Raw genomic sequence first — 23,531 nt, forward strand, 5'->3', positions numbered from 1 at the left:
TATCTCACTTCACTGAGCAACTGATCGATCATGCGCTGGGCCTGGCTGGCGTAGCCGCCGCCGAAGAGGTTGTAGTGGTTGAGGATGTGATAGAGGTTGTAGAAGGTCTTGCGGATCGCGTAGCCGGGGTCGATGGGCCAGGTGGCGTCGTAGCCGCTGTAGAATGAGCGCGAGAAGCCGCCGAACAGTTCGGTCATGGCCAGATCGGCCTCGCGATCGCCGAAGTAGACGGCCGGGTCGAAGATCACCGCCTCACCGTCGCGGGTGAAGGCGTAGTTGCCGGACCAGAGATCGCCGTGCAGTACCGAGGCGACCGGTTGGTAATCGGTAAAGAAATCGGCAACCTGTTCCTTGAGCTGCTGACCGCGCTCGTACAGCGCACTACCGGCGCCGTTGCGCCGTGCCAGATCCAGCTGAAAGCCGAGACGCTGCTCCTGCCAGAAACGCACCCAGTCGTTGTGCCAGCCATTGGGCTGGGGGGTGGAGCCGATGGTGTTGTCGCGATGCCAGCCGAATTGCTCGCGGGTATGGCGATGCATCTGCGCCAGTTGCGCACCAAAGTGCGACATATCGCCGCTGCCGCCGGTCTCCAGGTATTCCATGACCAGATAGGCCTGGCCGTCGCTGACGCCGGTGGTCAGCGGCTGCGGCACCCGTACCGCCCTGGCCTCGGCCATCGCCTGCAGCCCGTCGGCCTCGGCCTCGAACATCTCGAGCAGATCGGCGCGGTTGAATTTGACGAAATAACGGTGGCCGTTACCGTCCAGGCGCATGGCGCTGCTGATACAGCCGCCGCCAATATTGCGACTCTGTTCTATCTCAAACGGTTCGCCCAGGGCCTCACCAATCGCCCGGGCCAGCGTTTCCTGGTTCATAAACATCAATCCTGCTGCGTTAAAAGCCTGGGCGCATTACACTTGCAGTTCCTGTCGTGGAGTGCAAGTTGCCAGTATGAAAGTCTTCGATCATATCAGCCCCGAGTTCGCCGAGTGGATCGGCAAGCAGCCGCTGTTTTTCAACGCCAGCGCGCCGCTGGACGGCGAGGGACACGTCAACCTCTCGCCGCGCGGGCTCGATACGTTGCGGATTGTGGACCCCAACACGGTGGCCATTCTCGATCTGACCGGCAGCGGCAACGAAACCGCCGCCCATCTCAGTGAAAACGGGCGCATGACCCTGATGTTCTGTGCCTTCAGCGGGCCGCCGCGCATACTGCGCCTGTACGGGCAGGGCGAAGTGATCCTGCCGGCCAGTCCCGACTGGGCGGATCTGCGCAGCCGGTTCGATGAGCGCCTGCCCGGGGTGCGGCAAATCTTCCGCCTGCGGGTGGAACGGGTGCAGACCTCCTGCGGCTATGGCGTGCCGCTGATGGATCTGGTCGGCCAGCGGGAGACGCTGGTCCGCTGGACCGAGAAAAAGGGGCCCGAGGGGATTCGCCAGTTCCGTGACAAGCATAATCGGCGCAGTATCGACGGCCTGCCGAGCCCCGCGCTGGACGAATCCCGGTGAGTTTTTGCCCTGTTTTCGGGCCGGGGACGACGCGGATCGGCGACCCGGCGCCTGACTTTATGCACAGGCCCTGCAATAACAACGTGTTAGGGCGAAGCGCCTGTTAACCGGCCGGGTCAGAAGCTGCAAAAATAATATAACTTGCTGATTTATATTTAATTTTCCATGCGTACAAAATGTGCTCAATTTAACAATAGTGTAACAGTGCCGGGCAGTTGGCCCTGTTTACCCCATTTCATCCACACAGTTATCCACAGAAACTGTGGATAACGGCCATTCTTAAAACACCTCAGGCACTTAGGTGATTTAACCTAGAATCGATCTGAACGTATGCCGCTAACTGACATGATTTATCCCCCCGATCCGGCCGCCCGACAGCCATGAGCGAGCCGGTCTTGCAGATTGCCATCCCGACGCCATTGCGCCGGCATTTCGATTACCGCCCGCCGGCCGGGATCGATCCCGCCAGCCTGCAGCCGGGCATCCGGGTCGAAGTCCCCTTTGGCCGGCGCCGGGTCATCGGCCTGCTGCTGGACGTCGCCGACAGCACCGACGTACCGCCGCATAAACTCAAGCGCGCCACGGCCCTGCTCGATGCCATGCCGGTGGTCAGCCCCGAACTGCTCGAGTTGCTGGGCTGGGCCAGTCGGTATTATCAACATCCCATCGGCGAGGTGGTGCTACATGCCCTGCCGGTCCTGCTGCGTCGCGAGGCACAACCGGCCCGGCGCGGCAGCGAACACTGGCAGCTCACCGCGGCCGGGCACGCGGCACTGGAACAAACCCTCAACCGCGCGCCGAAACAGGCGGCCTTGCTGGCCAGCCTGCAGGCGCGACCGGAAGGCGCCAACGCCGCCGAACTGGAGACCGAGCACGTCAACTGGCGCCCGGTGCTGAAAAAACTGATCGACAAGGGCTGGGTCGAAATGAGCCTGCGCGCCACCCTGCCGCCGCCGGCCGAACAGCGTCAGACGGCCCCGACCCTGAGCGCGGCGCAACACACCGCCGTGGAACAATTGCTGCAGCAGCGCGACCGCTTCCACTGCACCCTGCTCGACGGCGTGACCGGCAGCGGCAAGACCGAGGTTTATCTGCAGTTGATCGAACGGGTCATCGCCGCCGGCCGCCAGGCCCTGGTGCTGGTGCCGGAGATCGGCCTGACACCGCAACTGGTGGAACGCTTCCGGGCGCGACTGAACACCCCGGTGGCCGTACTGCATTCGGCGCTCAACGATCAGGAACGCTATAACGCCTGGCTGGCGGCCCGCGAGGGCGAGGCGGGGGTAATCATCGGGACCCGTTCGGCGCTGTTCTCGCCGCTGCCCGCGCCGGGTCTGATCATCATCGACGAAGAGCACGATCTCTCTTTCAAGCAGCAGGAGGGCTTTCGCTATTCGGCGCGGGATCTGGCGATTCTGCGCGCGCAGAAACTGGACATTCCGATCCTGCTCGGTTCGGCCACGCCGTCACTGGAAACATTGCACAACGCGCGCCAGGGCCGTTACCACCATTTACATTTGCCCGAACGGGCGGGCGCGGCGGTTTTTCCGCGATTCCTTATCCAGGACGTCCGCGGCCAGAAACTGGAGCACGGCCTGTCCGCCCAGCTGCTGGCGCGCATGCAACAGCATCTGGCGCAGGGCAGCCAGGTGCTGCTGTTTCTCAACCGCCGCGGTTTCGCGCCGGTGTTGATGTGCCATGAATGTGGCTGGCATGCCCGTTGCGCCCGCTGCGATGCCCATCTGACCGTGCACCGGCGCCAGCACAAACTGCGCTGCCACCATTGCGGCAGCGAACAGGCCCTGCCCGAGACCTGCCCCGAATGCCAGGCCGGAGAACTGCTGCCCATGGGGCTGGGCACCGAACGGGTCGAAACCGCGCTGCAGGAACAGTTCCCCGACGCCCGCATTGTGCGCATCGATCGCGACACCACCCGGCGCAAGGGCGCGCTGCAGGAGCTGCTGCGCCAGATTCACGCCGGCGAAGTCGACATCCTGCTCGGCACCCAGATGCTGGCCAAGGGGCATCACTTTCCCGAGGTGACGCTGGTCGGACTGCTGGATGCCGACTACGGTCTTTACAGTGCCGACTTTCGCGCCAGCGAACGCATGGGCCAGCTGATTTTGCAGGTGGCCGGCCGCGCCGGGCGCGCCGAGCGCCCCGGCGAGGTGATGATCCAGACCCACCATCCCGACAATCCCCTGCTGGCGCAACTGGCCGCCCACGACTACCCCGCCTTCGCCGAGACCCTGCTCACCGAACGGGCCCAGGCCGAACTGCCGCCCTACGCCAGCCTGGCTCTGGTGCGCGCCGAAGCGCCCGATCCGCGCGCCGCGCTCGACTTTCTGCAGGCCGCCCGCGAGGCCGCCGGCCCCACCGGCGCCGATCAACCCTTACTGCTCGGCCCCGTGCCCTCGCCCATGGAACGCCGCGCCGGCCGCTATCGCGCCCAGCTGCTGTTGCAGGCCGCCGACCGCCAGACCCTGCAACGCTTCCTGCAGCACTGGCTCGTCCGTATCGAGGCTCTGCCCACTGCGCGCAAGGTGCGTTGGTCCGTGGATGTCGATCCGCTGGAGATGTTCTGACGACACAGGGACGAGGGCCGAGTGACGAGGGACGAGGTTTATTTATATTCCCTCCCCTGGAAGGGGAGGGCTAGGGAGGGGTGATACAAAATCAGTCCCGGCAAAAACCTCGTTACTCGTCACTCGGCCCTCGTCCCTGCGCATCGCGCCTGCGCTAGGCGCAGGCGGGTCAGTGGTTTACAATCAGCGCCCCGATAACCATTCACGCAAGCGACTTGAATTTTTCATGAAAAACCAGCTTCAGGCCCTGATCGCGCAGGCCGTCGCGGCCCTGCGGGGCGACGGTACGCTGCCCGCCGATGTCGACCCCGCCATCCAGATCGAACGTACCCGCGACCCAGGCCACGGGGATCTGGCCTGTAATGTCGCCATGCTGCTGGCCAAACCGGCCAAAGCCAAACCGCGAGATCTGGCGGAGAAGATCGTCGCCGCGTTACCCGCGGATCCCGGTGTCAGCAAAGTCGAGATCGCCGGACCGGGGTTTATTAATTTCTTTTTGAGCGACGACGCCTTTCACGCGGTGATCCCGCAGATCCTCGAGGCCGGTGAAGCCTACGGCCATTCGACCATCGGCAACGACCAGCGGGTGCAGGTGGAGTTTGTGTCGGCCAATCCGACCGGGCCGCTGCATGTGGGTCACGGTCGCGGCGCCGCCTACGGTGCGGCGGTGGCCGATCTGCTGGCCGCCGCCGGCTTTGCCGTGCACCGCGAATATTATGTCAACGACGCCGGGCGGCAGATGGATATCCTCGCCGCCAGTGTCTGGCTGCGTTATCTGGAGCTGGCCGGCGAAGAATTGGAATTCCCCGCCAATGGTTACAAGGGCGATTATGTCTGGGACATCGCCGCCACCTTGCATCGCGAACACGGCGATCGCTTTCGTCACCCCTGGGCCACGATCAGCGCGGAACTGCCCGCCGATGAACCCCGGGGCGGTGACAAGGAACGCTATATCGATGCGCTGATCGAACGCGCCCGTCAACTGCTGGGCGAGGACGCGTACCGCTTCGTGTTCGATACCGGCCTCAATTATATCCTCGCGGACATTCGCGACGATCTGGCCCAGTTCGGTATCGCCTATGAGGAATGGTTCTCGGAACGTTCGCTGACCGAAACCGGTGCCGTGGACAGGGCACTGCAACGTCTCAAAGAGAGCGGTCATACTTATGAAAAAGAAGGCGCGCTCTGGTTCCGCTCTTCCGACTACGGCGATGAGAAGGATCGGGTGCTGGTGCGCGACAATGGCCAGACCACCTACTTCGCCTCGGACATTGCCTATCACATGGACAAGCTGGAACGCGGCTTCGATCGGGTGATCGATGTGTGGGGCGCCGATCATCACGGCTATGTACCGCGGGTGCGGGCGGCACTGCGGGCGCTGGGTGATGATCCGGCCCGGCTGGATGTATTGCTGGTGCAGTTTGCCATTTTGTATCGCGGCGGGGAAAAGCTGCAGATGTCGACCCGCTCCGGCGAGTTCGTCACCCTGCGCCAGTTGCGCAAGGAGGTGGGCAGCGATGCGGCGCGCTTCTTTTATGTCATGCGCAAGTGCGAGCAGCACATGGACTTCGATCTGGATCTGGCCAGGTCCGAATCGAAAGACAACCCGATCTATTATATACAGTATGCCCATGCCCGGGTTTGCAGCGCACTGCGCAAGCTGGAGGAAAAGGGCTGGCAATACGATCAGGATCTGGGCCTGCAGCAACTGGCGTTACTCAACACCGACCACGAGCTGTCGCTGTTAACCAGTCTGTCCCGTTACCCCGAAGTGATCGAGTCAGCGGCCCTGGCCCATGAGCCGCATCAGTTGTGCCACTATCTGCGCGAGCTGGCCAATGACTTTCATACCTATTACAACGAGCACAAGATCCTGGTGGACGAAGCACCGCTGCGTAATGCGCGGCTGGCGCTGAGTCAGGCGACCCGCCAGGTGATCGCCAACGGTCTCGGCCTGCTCGGTGTGACTGCGCCCGAATCCATGTAGGAACCTATACCCTGGCGGTGCTGTATCCGCCGCGCTTTCAGTGATAGGCTTGCCAAATGCCGCGCGACTACGCCAAAACTCCGAAACCCAAACATCCGCACTCCCTGCCCGGCTGGGTATGGTTGCTGGGCGGACTGTTTATCGGCCTGTTTGTCGCCTTTTTGATCTATCTTGCCGATAACGCCGGCTCCGATCCCGAAGCGGGGATCAGCGGTTCGGTTAACGAACTGATCGGCAAGTTTCAGGATACCCGCAAAGACACACGCGAAGTCCGGACCGATAAAAAGCAGGCGCCACCACCGCCGGGAGAACAAAAAGAAGACAAACCGCGCTTTGATTTTTATACCATCCTGCCGGAACTGGAGGTTGTGATTCCGGAACACGATCTGTTCGGCAAACAACAGGATGACACCCTGTCCGCCACTCCGGCGCAACCCCGCAGTGACACACCAACTACCGGAACGGATGAGTCGGGCCCGGTACGCTATATGATCCAGGCCGGATCCTTCCGCAGTCTGGAGCAGGCCGATCGTCTCAAGGCCCAGCTGGCATTGCAGGGGATCGAGGCATCGATCCAGACCGTGGAGATCAACGACAACGATACCTGGCACCGGGTACGGATCGGCCCCTTGAGCGATCTCGACAAGTTGAATCGTACCCGCAAGCGCCTGCAGGACAACGGCATCGCCACTATCGTGGTCAAGGATAAAAGCTGACACGGCAACCGCCATCATGCCTTATGTGCTGATTCTGCTGTTATTGCTGGGCCTGTTCTTCGGTCCCGGTCTGTGGGCCCGCTATACTTTCAAACGTTACAGTAAACCGCGCAAGGATATCCCCGGTACCGGCGGCGAACTCGCCCGGCATCTGCTGGATCGCTTCGGTATGAATAGCTACCAGGTGGAGATCGCCGGTGGAGAGGGCGATCATTTTGACCCCGCCAGCGAAACGGTACGACTCAGCGAGGACAACTATTCGGGTACGTCGCTGACGGCAGTGGCGGTCGCCGCCCACGAAGTCGGACATGCCATTCAGCATCATCGCGGCGAACATAAACTCAAGCTGCGCACCCGACTGGCGAAAACCGCGCATACCGCACAAAAAGTCGGTGCCGCGGTAATCCTGCTGGCGCCGGTGGTGGCGCTGTTATCCCGCGCCCCTTCGGTCATCGCGCTGCAAATTATTTTTGGCCTGGGCACCATGCTGCTCGCTACCCTGGTACACCTGATTACCCTGCCGGTGGAATTCGATGCCAGCTTCGGCAAGGCGCTGCCGATTCTGCGCGAGGGGTATGTCCGGCCCGGGGATCTGCCCAAGGTCAGACGTCTTCTGCGTGCTGCCGCCCTCACTTATGTTGCGGCCTCTCTGTCGAGCCTGCTCAGCCTGGGACGCTGGATCGCCATCCTGCGACGGTGATTTTAGTTCCGAGTTCCGAGTTCTGAGTATATTGTGATGGTGTTCATGGTTTACCGCTTTGCGACTCTCTACTATTGCCGCCACCAAATAAACAACCCACTGACTCTATATTGAGGTGCGATATGAAAACCCTGAAAACATTAACTGCCGCCAGCCTGCTGGCAGTGACAGGCGTCAGTTACGCCGAGTCCGGCGACTACATGAACCTGCAACTGGGGATCAGCGATGTTGACGGGTTTAGCAATGGCCTGGCCGCCATCGGTACGTTTGGCCGGCCGGTGCCGAATGTGCATGAGAACTTTTCCGTCGAAGGCGAGTTCACCACCACTATCGCCGATCCGGATGCCACTATTGCCGGCAACAGTGTCGAGGTCTCCTATTTTACACTGGGCGCCTATGGTGTTTATTCCCTGCCGCTAAACCAGTATGCCAAGCTGCGCGGTCGTGCCGGGATGATCTATTATGATGCCGATTTCTCCGGCGCGGGGGGACCCTATGGCTCCGATGACGGTTTCGAACTGAGTGTCGGCTTCGGTGCCACTTATAATCTCAACCAGCAGATGGATCTGATCGCCGAATACACCATTATCGAATCCGACATCTCTCATCTCTCCGCCGGGATCCAGTACCTCTTTTAAAACAAGGAAACTAGCAGCTAGTGACTAGCTGCTATTCAAAGTCGTAATGCTTTTTGACCGCTTTGCGGATTTCCCAGGTGCAGCTCATACCGGCGGGGAAAGTGACCAGATCGCCGCGCTGGATCTGCACCGGTTCACCCTCCTCAGGAGTGACAATGACATCGCCCTCCAGCAGATAGCAGGTTTCCTGACGATCGTATTTCCAGGGGAAGGCTGACTCCTCTTTTTCCCAGATCGGCCAGTCGTACACGCCCATAACGTCCAGCTTGGCCGGTGAAGGATTGCGTTCTACCAGAATCTGCATTGTTATCACCTTATTTACATTCATTGCTGTTACAAAACCTGCCCGGCAAATCAGATTACCGGGCGTTATTCATCTTCCAGATAGGTATAGCCATTAAGCCCGGACTCAAGCTGGCGCAAATATTCTTCGCGTTCACTCTCAGCAAGCCCGGCCTGCGCCACCTTGTTCTGGTAGCTTTCAAGCAGTGCTTGGGCACTGATATGCACATAATCGAGCACTGAATCCACCGTGTCGCCATAGAGCACCTGATCGACATGATAACTGCCGTCCCCTAGAAGGGAGACATTGATCGAGTCGGTGTCGCCGAACAGGTTATGCATGTCCCCCAGTATCTCCTGATATGCACCGACCATGAATATCCCGATCAGGTAGGGTTCATTCGGTTTCAGATGGTGCAGCGGCAAGCTGCTCTCGACACCTTCGCCGTCGACGTAATAATCGATTCGGCCGTCCGAGTCACAGGTAATATCCTCGATCACCCCCCGGCGGGTCGGCTTTTCATCAAGCCGGTGCACTGGCACTACCGGAAAGATCTGATCAATGGCCCAGACATCGGGGATCGACTGAAACAGAGAAAAATTGGCGAAATACTTGTCCGCCAGCTTGTCATGCAGCTCGTCCAGTACCTCACGATGCACCCGGTTGCTGGCGGATAACAGTTCGTGCACGCGCTGACAGGTGACGTAATACAGCTCCTCGGCATAGGCACGTTGATCGAGTGCCAGTACGCCATGGGTATACATGCTTTGCGCTTCGCTCAGCCAGTGCTTGATATCATGATAGATCTCCATAGCGGAGCGGCTGGAGGTCTCGTTCTGGATCGCCTCGTAGCATTGCCACATATCCTGCAACACCAGCGGATCGTCGCTTTGTGGGTCGAGCATGGCACTGGCGTCGGGGACCTGCTCGGTGTCGATAATATTGGTGATCAATACCGCATGATGCGCCGTCATCGCGCGCCCTGACTCGGTAAAGATAGCCGGATGTGCCAGGCCATGTTCCTCGCAGGCCTCCCACAGCACACGTACGATATTGTTGGCGTAGGACTGCACGCTGTAGTTCATGGAGCAAAAGCTGCGCGAGCGCGAACCTTCGTAATCGACCCCCAGTCCACCGCCGACATCCACACACCGAATGTTAATCCCCATGCGATGCAGCTCGACAAAATAGCGCGCGCATTCGAGCATGCCGCGCTGGATATCCCGGATGTTGGCGATCTGCGAGCCGAGATGAAAATGCAGCATCTGCAGGCTGTCACTTATGCCGGCCTCGCGCAGCCGCTCGATCACCCAGATCACCTGCGCGGCGGAAAGGCCGAACTTGGCTTTTTCGCCGCCGGTGTTCTGCCATTTGCCGGCACCGATGGAAGCCAGCCGCACCCGCACACCGAGTAACGGCTCAATACCCAGCGCCTGCGACTCGCTGATCACCAGCTCCAGCTCAGACACTTTTTCGATCACGATATAGACCTGATGTCCGAGCTTGCGGCCGATCAAAGCCAGCCGGATATATTCGCGATCCTTGTAACCGTTGCAGACGATCACCCCGCCCGGGCGGGACAATCCCAGCACCGCCATCAACTCCGGCTTGCTGCCGGCCTCCAGCCCGACCCGTTCCTGGCCGTGCTCGACCATTTGCCGGATCACGCTGGCCTGCTGATTGACCTTGACCGGATAGACCGCGGTGTACTGACCGCGATAGGCATCACTGGCCATGGCCTCGTGGAAACTCTGACAGAGGGTATCCAGACGATTGTTCAGGATATCGGTAAAACGGACCACGATCGGCAGGGTCACGTTATGTTCGCGTACGGCGTCGGCGGCCAGCTGATAGAGATCGATTCCCGGATTCTGTGCCTGACGATCAGGATGGGCCAGCATATGCCCCTGCTCGTCGATCCCGAAGTAACCTTCTCCCCAGTAGGCCACGCTGTAGGTGGCAAGCGCCTGTTGTATGCTCCAGTCTGACATGATCACCTGATGTTGTTTTATTCGGGGCCGGGGTTTCAAGTATAATGGCAGTTTCCCTGCTCATGCCAAGCATTTTCCGGAGTGGTGTTATGTTATCCGACACAGAATGGTTTACCGAGATCTGCGCTGAATCCGGCTCTGCCTTTTCTTTCAAAATAAAGGAAAAGCTGGCCGAGGTGCAGACCGGGTTTCAGAAAATCGAGATCTTCGAAACCGAGAAGTGGGGGCGGCTGATGGTCATCGATGGCTTTATCATGCTCACCGATCGGGACAACTTTCTGTATCACGAGATGATGACCCACCCGGTGCTGTTTACCCACCCGGATCCCAAACGGGTGCTGGTGATCGGCGGCGGCGACTGCGGCACCTTGCGCGAAGTGCTGCAACATCCCGGTGTCAACAGCTGCGAACAGGTGGAGATCGACGAACAGGTCACCCGGTTATCTGAACAATACTTTCCTGACCTGTGCACCGCCAACGACGATCCGCGCGCCGCATTCCATTTTGTCGACGGCATTCAGTGGGTCAAGGATGCCGAAACCGCTTATTATGATGTGATCATCGTCGACAGCACCGATCCCATCGGCCCGGCCGAAGGCCTGTTTACCGAACAATTCTATCGCGATTGTCACCGCGCACTGGGGGCGGACGGCCTGCTGGTACAGCAGAGTGAATCCCCGCTGATCCATCAACGCCTGTTAAAAGCGATGCATACCGCCATGGCCGATGCCGGCTTTACCCGTGTCAACACCCTTGGCTTCCCGCAGCCGGTCTACCCCAGCGGCTGGTGGAGCTGCACCCTGGCCGGCAAGGTCAAGGATCTGAGCCGCTTCCGCGAGCAGGATGCCGCACAGCGACCCTTCGAGACCCGTTATTACAACCCCGAGATTCACCGGGCGGCCTTTGCCCTGCCGACCTTTCTGCAACAGCATCTTGGCATTTAACTCCACACAACATTTACAGACAATACGGGTAACCCGCAACCTCCGGGGTTCACAGATAACTTTTTCGCCTGTTACACGATTTTGCCAGTTATCTGACGCCGGCTGATGACTTATCGACCAATTGTGGTGATTTAGTCACCATCTGCCCCTCTTCGGATACCCAATAATCCAGGTGCGGTAATCAGATTTGTGATTGCTCCCGGGTTTTGATCTCAGTCAAGTGGAAAGAATCCTTGCGTATGCTACTTTTGTAGCATATCAGACAGTCTGTGGCTTATATCAGACACCCCGGCTTTTCTGACGGGGCGTGTTTGGGTCCTGCGAGCAACATTGTTGCCTCTGATGAGTTCGTGCGCCGTCTGCGCACCGGATTGTTCTATACAACCTCGACGGTGGCTCGCCTTCTGTCTCCCGACACGGATTCAGCCGGCTGACCAGGATAAACAAGGTTCGCACAACCTGATGACGCTCGGACAGATTCCTCAATACGACAACCTGATCCGCCGTGGGTTACTCTCGCTGGTAACCATCGCCCTGCTACTGATCTTGCCCCTTTCCGCCCTGGCGGGCTTTGATGACAAATATCCCCAGATACGGGACATGTTCCCCGAAGCGGATCGATTTGGCGAGCTGGAAGGCGAGCCGCCGGCCGCCGCCGTCTATAAAGACGACGAAGTCATCGGCTATGTTTTCGAGTCTTCCGACAGTGTCAAAATCCCCGCCTACTCCGGCAAGCCGGTCAATCTGCTCATCGGCATCGACATGCAAGGACTGATTACCGGTACCCGGGTTATCGAACATCACGAGCCGATACTGCTGGTCGGTATCCCAGAAGAATCTCTGGATCGCTTTGCCGATCAATACATCGGCCACTCGGTCACCGAGCGCATCAAGGTCGGCGGACGGGAACGCGAAGGCCGCACCCATGTCGATGCGATCACCGGCGCCACGGTCACGGTCATCGTTATCAACCGGACCATTTTGCGATCGGCACGCAAGGTGTCCGAATCCAGAGGCATTACCAGCCCGAGAAGAAGCGCTGCTCACGAGCCGGCCAAAGTTCGCGAGGAGGTGTTCGAGCAGGCCGACTGGACCTACCTGACCGGCAACGGCGCCATCCGCCGGATGCTGCTGAGCAACGAGGATGTCGAGGAGGCTTTCAAGGGAACGGAAGCCGAAGACCGCGGTAACGTTAAAAGCATCTGTACCGCTGTGCCGACAGGCGAACGCTGCGATATCTTCATTGATCTTTATTATACCTACCTGAACGCTCCCACCATCGGCCGCAACCTGCTGGGCGAGAGCCAGTACAACCGGCTGATGGCCGAACTCAAACCCAGCGAACACGCCATCGCCGTCATGGCCAACGGCAACTATTCCTTCAAGGGTTCCGGTTATGTCCGGGGCGGGATTTTCGATCGCATCAACCTGGCCCAGGGCGATCAGCAGATCAGCTTCCGGGATCTCGATTACTATCGCCTGCAAGATGTCTATCTGGAAGGCGCGCCGGAACTGTCGGAAAAAGCCATCTTTATCATTCGCGATCAGTATGCCTTCGATCCGGGCGAGGAGTGGAGCATTTCACTGCTGGTGCGACGCGCCACCGGTCCGCTGGACAGCACCTTTACCGACTTTACCGCCAGTTATGAGATCCCGCCCAAGTATGTCACCCAGCCGCCGCCGGCCGAGGCCGCCGAAGAAGAGCCCATGTGGGTGGAGGTCTGGTATGACCGGACCTTCCAGATTGTCATACTCGCCATCGGCCTGGTTGTCCTGACCCTTATCCTGTTCCTGCAAGACTGGCTGGTGCGTTATCCGCGGCTGGTGGGTTATCTGCGTACCGGCTTCCTGCTCTATACCCTGTTTGTCATCGGCTGGTACATGCTGGGGCAGCTGTCCATCGTCAATGTGCTGACCTTTGTCAGCTCATTGATCAGCGGCTTCAGCTGGGAGTCCTTCCTCATCGATCCGGTGATGTTCATTCTCTGGAGCTTTGTTGCCGTGACCCTGCTGCTGTGGGGCCGTGGGATCTATTGTGGCTGGCTCTGTCCTTTCGGTGCCCTGCAAAAGCTGGTCAATCAGGTCGCGGTCAAATTCAAGGTGCCGCAGTACAACTTTCCCAGCCTGGTACACGACCGTCTCTGGGCGGTGAAATACATCATCCTGCTGGCGCTGTTTGGCATCTCGCTGGGCTCCTTGAGCACGGCCGAATACTACGCCGAAGTCGAGCCCTTCAAGACCGCGATTACCCTGCGCTTCGATCGCCAGTGGCCGTTCTTCCTGTACGCCTTCGGTCTGGTCGTGATATCCGCTTTCAACTGCAAGTTCTATTGCAAGTATCTGTGTCCGCTCGGCGCGGCACTGGCCGTACCCGCCCGTTTGCGGCTGTTCGACTGGCTGCGCCGGCGCAAGGAATGCGGCCACCCCTGCCAGATCTGCGCCAACGAATGTGAAATCCAGGCGATTCATGACACCGGCGAGATCAACGTCAACGAATGTCACTTCTGTCTGGATTGCCAGGTCACCTATTGGGACAGCCATAAATGTCCGCCTCTGGTGGACAGACGCCGCAAGCATGAAAAGGCGGCCCGAACCCGTCAGCAAGCCCAGTGGATGGAAAAGGCTTCTGACACCCAAACCGGCATGAAGGCAGCCCCGCTGCCTGCCGGCAATACGAGCGAGAACGATAAGTAGTCCGGATTATCGTCACACTGGTTAAAACAACGCACCATTAAGGAGAGCTATCATGAGTGATAAAGACAACGAACCCGGCGTATCCCGCCGTAACTTTCTCAAATCCACCGGTCTGGCCGGTGCCGCCGGGGTTGGTCTCGCCTCGGGTGTGCTGCCCTACAAGGTCTGGGCGGCCTCCGATGGCGACGGGCTGAAAGTCCATGTCGGCCCCGGGGAACTGGACGAATATTACGGTTTCTGGAGCGGCGGCCAGAGTGGCGAGGTCCGCGTGCTGGGGGTACCGTCCATGCGCGAGCTGATGCGGATCCCGGTATTCAACTACTGCGGTGCCACAGGTCACGGTCTGACCAATGAATCCAAACGGATTCTCGGTGACAACGCCCCTCTGAATGGCGACACCCACCATCCGCACATGAGCTTTACCGATGGCAAGCATGACGGGCGCTATGTGTTTATCAACGACAAGGCGAATACCCGGGTTGCCCGCATTCGCTGCGATATCATGAAAACCGACAAAATCGTCGAAGTGCCGAACGTCCAGGCCATGCATGGCATGCGCCTGCAAAAGGTCCCCGAAACGAAATATGTCTTCGCCAATGCCGAGTTCCGGATCCCGCACCCCAACGACGGTCGCTTCTCCGACGACGACAGCAAGTACTACACCATGTTCAACGCGATCGACGCGGAAAAAATGGAAATGGCGTTTCAGGTCATTGTCGACGGGAACCTGGATAACACGGACGCCGACTATAAAGGCAAGTATGCCGCCTCGACCTGCTATAACAGCGAGGAAGGCTATACCCTGCAGGAAACAATGAAGAACGAGCGCGACTGGGTGGTGGTCTTCAACATCCCGCGCATCGAACAGGCGATCAAGGACGGGAATTACCAGACTCTGGGCGATGCCAAAGTCCCGGTGCTTGACGGTCGCGAGGGATCGAAACTGACCCGTTATATCCCCGTTCCCAAAAGCCCACACGGCCTCAACACCTCGCCCGACGGCAAATACTTTGTTGCCAATGGCAAGCTTTCGCCCACTGTCACCCTGATCGACATCGACAAACTGGACGATCTGTTTGCTGACAAGCTCAAGGACCCGCGTGACGCTGTCGCCGGTGAGCCCGAACTGGGACTGGGCCCGCTGCATACCGCCTTTGACGGACGCGGTAATGCCTATACCACCCTGTTTATCGACAGTCAGGTTGCCAAATGGAACATCGCCGATGCGGTCCGTTCCTATAACGGTGAAAATGTCAACTATATCCGCCAGAAGCTCGATGTCCATTACCAGCCGGGCCACAACCACACCAGCATGGGCGAATCCCGGGAGGCCGACGGCAAATGGCTGGTAGTCCTGTCCAAGTTCTCCAAGGACCGCTTCCTGCCCTGCGGGCCGCTGCACGCGGAAAACGACCAGCTCGTCGACATCTCCGGCGACGAGATGAAACTGGTCCATGACGGTCCTGCCTTTGCCGAGCCCCATGACTGCGAAGTGATACACCGCAGCAAGCTCAACACCAAAAAAATCTGGGATCGTAACGACCCCTATTTTGCCGAAACCGTCGCCATGGCCAAAAAGGATGGCATCACCCTTGAAAAAGACAACAAGATCATCCGTGACGGGAAAAAAGTCAGGATCTACATGACTTCCGTGGCACCGAACTATGGCATGAACGAGATGCGTGTCAAAAAAGGCGACGAGGTGACCATCACGATCACCAATCTCGACAAGATCGAGGATGTCAGTCACGGCTTCACCCTGGTCAATCACGGCATTGCGATGGAGGTCAGCCCGCAGCAGACATCATCCGTCACCTTTACGGCCGATAAACCCGGGGTATTCTGGTACTACTGCCAGTGGTTCTGCCATGCCCTGCATATGGAAATGCGCGGCCGTTTTATTGTCGAAACCTGAGACAAGAACGATTCTCTGCTGATGTAAAGCCGCGCATCAACCCGTTACAAAACGGGTTGATGCGCGGCTTTTAACCTCATACCCTGTTACTTACACCATCCTAAACCGTATCTACCCAATTCACAGCTCATGAGACTCATCATGCCTTTCGTAGTTAAAAGCCTGCTTATAATACTGGCGATGATGATTCATAGTGCAACTTACGCGGCCACGTTACGGGTCAACCCCGAGACCCACAATCTCGCCGAAGTCATCGATAATGTGAGCGATGGCGATACGATTTTACTCGAGGCCGGCGAATACCGGGCCAATCTGCTTATCGAAAAGCCACTGACCCTGCAGGGCCTGTCCGGCGCCATTATCGATGGTGGTGGTCACGGCGACGTGCTACGAATTCTATCAGCGGATGTGGCTGTCAAAAACCTTCGCCTGCGCAACTCGGGGGCGAATCTGACCGACATGAACGCCGTGGTATTTATTGAAGATACCGCCTACCGAACCACGATCGAGGACAATAAGATCGAAAGCAGCGCATTCGGCATCTGGCTGCAAAACACCGAGGAGGCGATGATTGTAAACAATCGCATCCAGGGCGACCCGGCCATTCGTTCCCAGGATCGCGGCAACGGGATTCACCTTTTCAATACACGTCGCACAAAAGTTATCGGTAATACCATATGGAACACCCGTGATGGGATTTATATCGACACCAGCAACCACAACGTCCTTCGCGACAACAATATGCACCATCTGCGTTATGGAATACACTACATGTATTCCTATCACAATGACATAATCGGAAATCGCACCCACAATACGCGAACCGGCTACGCGCTTATGCAATCCAAATACCTTACCGTGACCGGTAATCGCACAGAGAATGACAAGAACTACGGGATTCTGATGAACTATATTCTCTACAGTACAATTTCAGATAATCTTGTATCTGACATATCTCATGGGTCATCCACAGGCAAAGACAACAAAGCCATCCCCGGTGGCGAGGGCAAAGCGTTGTTTGTCTACAACTCACAACACAATGAGATCCACAACAATACCTTTGCCAACAGTGGCATCGGCATTCATCTCACCGCCGGCTCCGTGAACAACCAGATCTACAACAACAACTTTATGAAAAACAGAACCCAGGTCAAGTATGTCGCGACCAACACCCAGGAATGGTCGAAGGACGGCAGGGGCAATTACTGGACCGATTATCTGGGCTGGGATCTCGATGCGGACGGCGTTGGCGACCGGCCCTATCAGCCCAATGACGGGGTTGACCATGTTTTATGGAAATACCCTGCCGCCAAGATTCTGTTAAACAGCCCGGCCATTCAGACCCTGCGCTGGGTGCAGGAGCAGTTTCCCGTGCTGCGTCCGCCGGGTGTCAAGGACAGCTATCCACGAATGAATCCCGCTTCACTCTCCGAGGACCTGCAATGAGCGCCTGCATCGAACTGAACCGGGTTGGCAAAAGCTACGCCGGTGTCACCGCACTCGACGAACTGTCGCTGACCATCGAACGCGGCGAGATCGTCGGCCTGCTGGGTCACAACGGCGCCGGCAAAACCACCACCATCAAGCTGATCCTCGGTGTGATCGCGCCGACGCGCGGCAGCGTGACCGTTCTGGGTCATTCGCCACGGGGCAACCAGAGCAAGTCCCTGCGCCTACAATGGGGTTATCTGCCTGAAAGCGTCGGCTTTTACGAGCAGCTGACCGGCCGGGAAGTGCTGGAATACTTTGCCCGTCTCAAACGGATCGATCGCGCCCGCACCCGGCAATTGCTCGAGCAGTTCAACCTCTCGTTTGCCGCCGATCGCCGGGTCAAAACCTATTCAAAAGGCATGCGCCAGCGACTGGGCCTGGCCCAGGCCCTGCTCAGCTCGCCAAAGCTGTTGTTGCTGGACGAGCCGACCGTCGGTCTGGATCCGATCGCCACGCGGGATTTTTTCCTGATCCTGGATGAACTGCGCCGGCAGGGCACCACCATTGTGCTCTCCTCGCATGTGCTGCCCGGGATCGAACAATACGTGGATCGCGTCGCAATTCTCGATTCGGGCAACCTGCGTGCCTGGGGCACACTCGATGAGCTGCGAGACGAGGCGGCCCTGCCCCTGACGATCCGTGCCCGCGGCAACTGGCCCGACGGGTTTGATCCGGATCATTTACCCCGCTCCGGAATCAGCTCATACCAGTACTCGGACAATACCCTGACCCTGACCATCGAACGCGAGAGCAAACTGGCAATCATGCGCGAACTTCTGGCCGATAACCGAATTGAAGATATCGATGTGCAGGCCCCGTCGCTGGAGACGCTGTATACCTATTACAACAACAAGGACAACAACGATCATGCATGAGACATTGACCGTTGCCCGCAAGGAATTTCGCGATAGCCTGCGCAATCGCTGGATTCTGGCCATTACGGTGGTGCTGACGCTGTTTGCCCTGGGACTGGCCTACTTCGGTGCCGCGACCGCCGGGCAGGTCGGCTTCGTGTCGCTGGATACCACGATCGTCAGCCTGGCCAGCCTGGCGATTTATATTATTCCACTGATTGCGCTGCTACTCGCCTATCACAGTGTCGTGGGCGAGGAAGAGCAGGGCACCCTGCTGCTGCTGCTCAGTTATCCGCTCACACATCTGCAATTGCTCGGTGGCAAGTTTCTGGGACATGCCGCCGCGCTGGCGGTGTCGACCATCGCCGGTTTCGGTCTGGCCGGGATTGTGATCGCCGCGTTGAGCAGTGATTTTTCCGCGCTTGATCTGTGGTCCTCACTGGGCTGGTTTATTCTGACCTCTGTCCTGCTCGGCTGGGTCTTTATCGCCATTGCCTATCTGATCAGCACCCTGGTCAGTGAAAAATCCCGGGCCGCCGGCCTGGCCCTGATCGTCTGGTTTCTGTTTGTCCTGGTCTTCGATCTGGGATTGCTGGGCCTGCTGGTTGCCTCCGACGGGGCGGTTTCCTCGGAACTGTTTCCGTACCTGCTGTTACTTAACCCGACGGACGTGTTTCGGCTCGCCAACCTGGCCGGCTTCGAGGCGACCCAGGCCTACTCCGGTCTGGTTTCGATCGCCTCGGCGCGCCTGTTTCAACCCGCCCTGCTGGCCGGGATATTGCTAATCTGGGTCATCGTCCCTTTCTCGGTGGCCGCCTGGTTATTTCACAAGAGGATCTCCTGAATGACGAAAAGACACTATTGGTTTTTTATCCCGGTTTTCGCCGCCCTGCTAGTGTTGAGCGGTTGTGATCGCGGCGATGAATCAGCCCAAACCCACGCGCCTGTACCGATCAGTGACGGGGACGAGTGTCATGTCTGCGGCATGACGATCAACAACCACCCCGGCCCCAAAGGTCAGGCTTTTATTCGTGATAACGCGACACCCTTTAAATACTGTTCCACCCGGGATCTGTTCAGTCATATCCTGCAGCCGGAAGTTCGCTCGCGAATCACGCAGATCTATACACATGACATGGGTTCTACCGGATGGGAAGCCCCGTCGAACGCAGCCTTCACCGATGCCCGGCAGGCGTGGTATGTCATCAATCATCCCATGACCGGCGCCATGGGGCCGACACTCGCCTCCTTCGCCGAAAAGTCAGCCGCCGAAAACTTTAGCGAACAACACGGCGGGGAACTCGTCCGCTTCGATGACATTACTCTGGAAATGGTGGCCACGATAACAACGGGTAACAACGGCGAAGAACCGGTGCATTCACACTGAACCAGGGACCGGGTCGCACCTGACTCCTGCCAGACAGCGTCAAACCGCTGCGGCCGGCTCTGGGCACGCCTGATGATGGATTAATCACACCATTTCTCGACGTCCCGGGCAGCCTGCGCTTCGGCCTGCTGGCGCTGGCTGTCAGCGAGTATCCGTCGGTTACCCGCTTCATCCAGGTCGTACAGCCGACCGGCCTGCTTATAGCGGCGCAGTCGATCCCGGGCCCAGGCGCAACGCTTGTGCCGTTCGGCGGCTTCGGCTTCCTGGCGTTGTTCCCGCTGTTGTTTGACACGTCGCTCTTCTTCATAGGCGCGTAACAGGCGACGGGTTTTTTCGCGTCGCTCGGCGTCACCGGGTATCGGGCTGCCGCTGGCGGGGCCGGGGTCCACATCCACGGAGCTGGCACCCTCCTCAGGTGGGCGATCGCCGTAATGCACCCGTCCCTGTTCGTCGGTCCATTTATAGACTTCGGCCGCCATGGATACGCTCAGCAGGCTGGCGAGTAACAGGCCACTGACAAGCTGTTGAATATTCCATTTCATTGTTTTGCCTCCCTCAGACGATCCAGCCGCAATCGCTGCCGCTCATCGAACAATCGCCGTGCTCCCATCCAACTGGCGATCAGGATCGCAAAGCCGGTGCCGGCGGCGATCATGAACATGATCAGGATCTGATATTTGACCGCCTCCACCGGCGCTGTTCCGGACAGGATCTGTCCAGTCATCATGCCCGGCAGGCTGACAATACCCGCTGCCGCCATCGCATTGATGATCGGAATCAATCCGACCCGTACGCTTTCACGAATCGTTTCGCGCAAGGCATCCTGCCAGCGCTGCCCCAGCGCCAGGCGGGTTTCGATCACCGCGCGTTGCTGCCAGGCATTGTTGGTCAGGCGATCCAGCGACAGGGCCACGCCGGTCATGGTATTGCCCAGCATCATGCCGAGCAAGGGAATCGAATACTGGGGCTGATACCAGGGATCGTTATTGATAATAATCAGCAATGCAAACAGCGTGGTGGCAAAGGCCGAAACAAACATCGACAGGGTACCCAGCGCATAGCCCCAGCTGCCGCGAAACGGCCGCTGCTGTCGCGCCATCACCTCGCGTCCGGCGATCAGCACCATGACCGAGGCGATCAGTGTCACCCACAGCAAGGTAACGTTCTCGAACAACACCTTGAGAATCAGGCCGACCAGCAACAGCTGCAGCGTCGTGCGCAGGGCGGCAATCAGCAGTCGTTGCGTCACCCCCAGCTTCAGCCACAGCGATATCCCGGCCAGCGCGACCACCAGCAACGCGGCCAGTCCCAGATCCAGCGGTGTCAGACTGATAATACTCACAGGCGCTCCTCCACCACCCGTTCGGCGTGAATTAGCAGCCGGCGCCGGGCGATACGCTGCTGTTGCGCCTGATCATGACTGACCCAGAGGGCCGGCACCCGGTTGCTGCGCACGTACTGCGTTAACAGATTTTCGACCCGGCTGACGCTGTCCGGATCCAGGCTGGCCGTGGGCTCATCCAGCAGTAACGCCTGTGGCCGCTGGCACAACAGGCGCAGTATGGAAAGACGCTGCTTTTCACCGGTGGAACAACGGGCCAGCTCCCAGTCGAGCACCTGCATGGAAAAACCGAGTTGCTCGAACCAGTCGGGTTCGACCTCGGAAAAATGATCCCCGACCCGATCCCGCCACCACTGCGATTCGGCCGGCAGCAGGGTCACCCGGCGGCGCCATTCATGCGCCGGCATGGCATCACACCAGCGCTCGCCCAGCCGCACCCGGCCCCGGTGAGGAATCAGATCGGCAATGGCCCGCAGTAACAGACTCTTGCCGCTGCCGGAAGGCCCCCCCAGACAGACGATCTCGGACTCGCCGATCGTCACATCGAGTGTCACCTGCTGCACCTGCAGCGCCTCGATCCCCAGTTCACTCAATCCTGTTTCCCCACACCCGACACCGATAAAGCCCCCTGAACCATTGGTTGTTTTATTTTGCCGCAGCATTGTTATGATGCATAGCAATTATAACGACAAGGAGAAGCCCATGTCCGAACCGGTTATTGCTCAAAAAGGCCCCTATGCCGTGGAACTCGAGCCCGGCGACTATTTCTGGTGCGCCTGCGGCCGCTCCGCCAATCAACCGTTTTGCGACGGCTCGCACAAGGATACCGACTTCGCGCCGGTCAAATTCACCCTCGACGAGAAAAAGACCGTTCACCTGTGCGGCTGCAAACACACCGGCGACAAACCCTACTGCGACGGGACACACGAGAAACTTTAACAGGCTATCAGGCCTGGTTCATTTCTCTTGATGCGTGTAAGTAACGCGGAGTTCGCGGAGGCGCAGAGCCGCAGAGTAAAAATTTTATTCATATTAAATTTAAGGTTTCGTTGGAATAAAGCGACGCTACGCCGACTGTGGAACAAATATATTTTTCTTCTCCGCGCCTCTGCGCCTCCGCGTCCTCTGCGTTTCTTCCTGAGCTTCTGAAAAGAGAATAAAAAAAGGGCGCCCGAGGGCGCCCTTTTGGTTTTGGCTTCCTGCCGTGAGGTTTATCTGCCGGAACCCCGTGTGCCGGTGAACTCGGGATAGGCTTCCATGCCGCATTCGGCGAGATCCAGCCCTTCGTATTCCTGCTCTTCGCTGACCCGAACCCCCATGATGGCCTTGATCACCAGCCAGACGATCAGGCTGACGGCAAAGACCCAGACGAAGATCGTCAGAGCACCGATGATCTGGCCGGAGAGTGTTGCACTACCGGTAATCGGTACCGCCAACAGTCCCCAGATACCGACCACACCGTGGACCGAGATGGCACCGACCGGATCGTCGATCTTCAGCTTGTCCAGGGTCACGATGGAGAACACCACCAGGGCACCACCGATACCACCGATGATTGTCGCCAGTAACGGCGTCGGGGTATCCGGACCGGCGGTAATGGCCACCAGACCGGCCAGTGCACCGTTGAGCGCCATGGTCAGATCGGCCTTGCCGAACAGCATGCGTGCGACAATCAGCGCGGCGATCACGCCACCGGCCGCGGCGGCATTGGTGTTCAGGAACACCATGGCCACATCATTGGCACTGGCCATATCACCCAGCTTCAACACGGAACCGCCATTGAATCCGAACCAGCCCATCCACAGGATGAAAGTTCCCAGGGTGGCCAGCGGCAGGTTGGCACCGGGGATGGCGTTGATCTTGCCATCGGCGGTGTACTTGCCCTTACGCGGACCGAGCACCAGCACCCCGGCCAATGCCGCCGCCGCACCGGCCATGTGCACAATCCCGGAACCGGCGAAGTCGGCGAAGCCGAGATCACCCAGGTTGTACATGCCGAACACATCGCCCCCGCCCCAGGTCCACAGACCTTCCATCGGATAGATGAAACCTGTCATGACCACGGCAAACAGCATAAACGCCCACAGCTTCATGCGTTCAGCTACCGCGCCGGAAACAATCGACATGGCGGTGGCCACGAACACCACCTGGAAGAAAAAGTCCGACGGCGCGGCATAAACTGAACCACCGTCAAACCCGTTCTCGGCAGAGGAACTCAGTGCATCCGCAACCAGTGTCTCACCACCGGCGATACCCGACAGGAACCAGCCGCCGCCATACATAATGGCATAACCGCAAATCATGTACATAGTGCATGAAATTGCGAACAACGATACATTCTTGGTCAATATTTCCGTGGTGTTCTTGGAACGCACCAGACCGGCCTCGAGCATCGAGAACCCGGCGGCCATCCACATAACCAGCGCACCACAGACCAGGAAGTAGAAGGTATCGATGGCATACTGCAATTGGAAAATTTGGTTTTCCATTTCAAG

General features: G+C 58.6%; 21 protein-coding genes. 14 read left to right on the forward strand and 7 right to left on the reverse strand.

Annotated elements, in window-relative coordinates; genetic code table 11:
- On the reverse strand, positions 1–875 hold an 875-nt coding region (locus tag U5J94_RS02860; RefSeq protein ID WP_322564133.1), incomplete at its 3' end, for a fructosamine kinase family protein.
- Positions 876–951: 76 nt separating this feature from the next.
- Between U5J94_RS02860 and U5J94_RS02865 the strand changes: the two genes are divergently transcribed.
- From U5J94_RS02865 to U5J94_RS02890, 6 genes are all read left to right on the forward strand, one after another.
- Entirely contained in the window at positions 952–1,509 is a 558-nt protein-coding gene (locus U5J94_RS02865; protein WP_322564134.1) for a pyridoxamine 5'-phosphate oxidase family protein, read from the forward strand.
- A 380-nt stretch (positions 1,510–1,889) separates the two neighbouring features.
- Positions 1,890–4,094, forward strand: coding sequence for a primosomal protein N' (locus U5J94_RS02870; RefSeq protein ID WP_322564135.1), 2,205 nt, complete (start codon positions 1,890–1,892; stop codon positions 4,092–4,094).
- 226 nt (positions 4,095–4,320) lie between these two features.
- Positions 4,321–6,081 carry an arginine--tRNA ligase gene (argS, locus tag U5J94_RS02875; RefSeq protein WP_322564136.1) on the forward strand — a complete coding sequence of 587 codons (1,761 nt, stop codon included), beginning with the start codon at positions 4,321–4,323 and terminating at the stop codon, positions 6,079–6,081.
- A 56-nt stretch (positions 6,082–6,137) separates the two neighbouring features.
- Complete coding sequence (locus U5J94_RS02880; RefSeq protein ID WP_322564137.1) at positions 6,138–6,797, forward strand: SPOR domain-containing protein; 660 nt, start codon at positions 6,138–6,140, stop codon at positions 6,795–6,797.
- 16 nt (positions 6,798–6,813) lie between these two features.
- Positions 6,814–7,497, forward strand: a complete 684-nt coding sequence (locus U5J94_RS02885; RefSeq protein WP_322564138.1) for a zinc metallopeptidase — start codon at positions 6,814–6,816, stop codon at positions 7,495–7,497.
- Between the two features lie 122 nt (positions 7,498–7,619).
- On the forward strand, positions 7,620–8,135 hold the full coding sequence (locus U5J94_RS02890; RefSeq protein ID WP_322564139.1) for an outer membrane beta-barrel protein: 516 nt from the start codon (positions 7,620–7,622) through the stop codon (positions 8,133–8,135).
- A gap of 31 nt (positions 8,136–8,166) precedes the next feature.
- Here U5J94_RS02890 and U5J94_RS02895 read toward each other — a convergent pair whose 3' ends face one another.
- Complete coding sequence (locus U5J94_RS02895; protein WP_322564140.1) at positions 8,167–8,439, reverse strand: cupin domain-containing protein; 273 nt, start codon at positions 8,437–8,439, stop codon at positions 8,167–8,169.
- Between the two features lie 65 nt (positions 8,440–8,504).
- Positions 8,505–10,409, reverse strand: a complete 1,905-nt coding sequence (gene speA, locus U5J94_RS02900) for a biosynthetic arginine decarboxylase (protein ID WP_322564141.1) — start codon at positions 10,407–10,409, stop codon at positions 8,505–8,507.
- A gap of 89 nt (positions 10,410–10,498) precedes the next feature.
- Here speA and speE point away from each other — a divergent pair, with 89 nt between their 5' ends.
- From speE to U5J94_RS02935, 7 genes are all read left to right on the forward strand, one after another.
- Positions 10,499–11,353: a polyamine aminopropyltransferase gene (speE, locus tag U5J94_RS02905; RefSeq protein ID WP_322564142.1), complete on the forward strand. Its 855-nt coding sequence runs from the start codon at positions 10,499–10,501 to the stop codon at positions 11,351–11,353.
- A gap of 462 nt (positions 11,354–11,815) precedes the next feature.
- Positions 11,816–14,047, forward strand: coding sequence for a transcriptional regulator NosR (gene nosR / locus U5J94_RS02910; protein ID WP_322564143.1), 2,232 nt, complete (start codon positions 11,816–11,818; stop codon positions 14,045–14,047).
- A gap of 52 nt (positions 14,048–14,099) precedes the next feature.
- Positions 14,100–15,962, forward strand: coding sequence for a TAT-dependent nitrous-oxide reductase (nosZ, locus tag U5J94_RS02915; RefSeq protein WP_322564144.1), 1,863 nt, complete (start codon positions 14,100–14,102; stop codon positions 15,960–15,962).
- 141 nt (positions 15,963–16,103) lie between these two features.
- On the forward strand, positions 16,104–17,408 hold the full coding sequence (locus tag U5J94_RS02920) for a nitrous oxide reductase family maturation protein NosD (protein ID WP_322564145.1): 1,305 nt from the start codon (positions 16,104–16,106) through the stop codon (positions 17,406–17,408).
- Positions 17,405–18,328 (forward strand): ABC transporter ATP-binding protein, encoded by a 924-nt coding sequence (locus tag U5J94_RS02925; RefSeq protein WP_322564146.1) that lies wholly within the window; start codon positions 17,405–17,407, stop codon positions 18,326–18,328. The genes U5J94_RS02920 and U5J94_RS02925 overlap by 4 nt, the downstream gene beginning before the upstream one ends.
- Positions 18,321–19,151, forward strand: coding sequence for an ABC transporter permease subunit (locus U5J94_RS02930; RefSeq protein WP_322564147.1), 831 nt, complete (start codon positions 18,321–18,323; stop codon positions 19,149–19,151). The genes U5J94_RS02925 and U5J94_RS02930 overlap by 8 nt, the downstream gene beginning before the upstream one ends.
- Positions 19,152–19,694 (forward strand): nitrous oxide reductase accessory protein NosL, encoded by a 543-nt coding sequence (locus U5J94_RS02935; RefSeq protein ID WP_322564148.1) that lies wholly within the window; start codon positions 19,152–19,154, stop codon positions 19,692–19,694. It begins immediately after the preceding gene.
- Between the two features lie 80 nt (positions 19,695–19,774).
- Here U5J94_RS02935 and U5J94_RS02940 read toward each other — a convergent pair whose 3' ends face one another.
- The 3 genes from U5J94_RS02940 to U5J94_RS02950 are packed head-to-tail and all read right to left on the reverse strand — an operon-like array spanning position 19,775 to position 21,629.
- Positions 19,775–20,236 carry a DUF4124 domain-containing protein gene (locus U5J94_RS02940; RefSeq protein WP_322564149.1) on the reverse strand — a complete coding sequence of 154 codons (462 nt, stop codon included), beginning with the start codon at positions 20,234–20,236 and terminating at the stop codon, positions 19,775–19,777.
- Complete coding sequence (locus tag U5J94_RS02945) at positions 20,233–21,036, reverse strand: ABC transporter permease (protein WP_322564150.1); 804 nt, start codon at positions 21,034–21,036, stop codon at positions 20,233–20,235. Before U5J94_RS02945 ends, U5J94_RS02940 begins: the two co-directional genes overlap by 4 nt.
- Positions 21,033–21,629, reverse strand: a complete 597-nt coding sequence (locus U5J94_RS02950; RefSeq protein ID WP_322564151.1) for an ABC transporter ATP-binding protein — start codon at positions 21,627–21,629, stop codon at positions 21,033–21,035. Before U5J94_RS02950 ends, U5J94_RS02945 begins: the two co-directional genes overlap by 4 nt.
- A 109-nt stretch (positions 21,630–21,738) precedes the next feature.
- On the opposite strand from U5J94_RS02950, the gene U5J94_RS02955 reads away from it, so the two are divergent.
- Entirely contained in the window at positions 21,739–21,975 is a 237-nt protein-coding gene (locus U5J94_RS02955; protein WP_416224183.1) for a CDGSH iron-sulfur domain-containing protein, read from the forward strand.
- Between the two features lie 272 nt (positions 21,976–22,247).
- Here U5J94_RS02955 and U5J94_RS02960 read toward each other — a convergent pair whose 3' ends face one another.
- The gene (locus U5J94_RS02960; RefSeq protein WP_322563623.1) at positions 22,248–23,525 is read right to left on the reverse strand and encodes an ammonium transporter; all 1,278 of its coding nucleotides are present in this window, start codon (positions 23,523–23,525) and stop codon (positions 22,248–22,250) included.
- Positions 23,526–23,531: the final 6 nt, after the last annotated feature.

Origin of the sequence: Thiohalophilus sp., assembly GCF_034522235.1 — a bacterium.
Classification (GTDB): domain Bacteria; phylum Pseudomonadota; class Gammaproteobacteria; order UBA6429; family Thiohalophilaceae; genus Thiohalophilus.

Excerpts from the sequence above, each read along its gene's own strand:
- U5J94_RS02885 (WP_322564138.1), top strand. The coding sequence starts at position 6,814 with ATGCCTTATGTGCTGATTCTGCTGTTATTGCTGGGCCTGTTCTTCGGT.
- U5J94_RS02890 (WP_322564139.1), top strand. The coding sequence starts at position 7,620 with ATGAAAACCCTGAAAACATTAACTGCCGCCAGCCTGCTGGCAGTGACA.
- speA (WP_322564141.1), bottom strand. The coding sequence starts at position 10,409 with ATGTCAGACTGGAGCATACAACAGGCGCTTGCCACCTACAGCGTGGCC.
- U5J94_RS02930 (WP_322564147.1), top strand. The coding sequence starts at position 18,321 with ATGCATGAGACATTGACCGTTGCCCGCAAGGAATTTCGCGATAGCCTG.
- U5J94_RS02895 (WP_322564140.1), bottom strand. The coding sequence starts at position 8,439 with ATGCAGATTCTGGTAGAACGCAATCCTTCACCGGCCAAGCTGGACGTT.
- U5J94_RS02880 (WP_322564137.1), top strand. The coding sequence starts at position 6,138 with ATGCCGCGCGACTACGCCAAAACTCCGAAACCCAAACATCCGCACTCC.
- U5J94_RS02940 (WP_322564149.1), bottom strand. The coding sequence starts at position 20,236 with ATGAAATGGAATATTCAACAGCTTGTCAGTGGCCTGTTACTCGCCAGC.
- U5J94_RS02960 (WP_322563623.1), bottom strand. The coding sequence starts at position 23,525 with ATGGAAAACCAAATTTTCCAATTGCAGTATGCCATCGATACCTTCTAC.
- speE (WP_322564142.1), top strand. The coding sequence starts at position 10,499 with ATGTTATCCGACACAGAATGGTTTACCGAGATCTGCGCTGAATCCGGC.
- U5J94_RS02920 (WP_322564145.1), top strand. The coding sequence starts at position 16,104 with ATGCCTTTCGTAGTTAAAAGCCTGCTTATAATACTGGCGATGATGATT.
- nosZ (WP_322564144.1), top strand. The coding sequence starts at position 14,100 with ATGAGTGATAAAGACAACGAACCCGGCGTATCCCGCCGTAACTTTCTC.
- U5J94_RS02955 (WP_416224183.1), top strand. The coding sequence starts at position 21,739 with ATGTCCGAACCGGTTATTGCTCAAAAAGGCCCCTATGCCGTGGAACTC.
- U5J94_RS02925 (WP_322564146.1), top strand. The coding sequence starts at position 17,405 with ATGAGCGCCTGCATCGAACTGAACCGGGTTGGCAAAAGCTACGCCGGT.
- argS (WP_322564136.1), top strand. The coding sequence starts at position 4,321 with ATGAAAAACCAGCTTCAGGCCCTGATCGCGCAGGCCGTCGCGGCCCTG.
- U5J94_RS02870 (WP_322564135.1), top strand. The coding sequence starts at position 1,890 with ATGAGCGAGCCGGTCTTGCAGATTGCCATCCCGACGCCATTGCGCCGG.
- U5J94_RS02935 (WP_322564148.1), top strand. The coding sequence starts at position 19,152 with ATGACGAAAAGACACTATTGGTTTTTTATCCCGGTTTTCGCCGCCCTG.
- nosR (WP_322564143.1), top strand. The coding sequence starts at position 11,816 with ATGACGCTCGGACAGATTCCTCAATACGACAACCTGATCCGCCGTGGG.
- U5J94_RS02865 (WP_322564134.1), top strand. The coding sequence starts at position 952 with ATGAAAGTCTTCGATCATATCAGCCCCGAGTTCGCCGAGTGGATCGGC.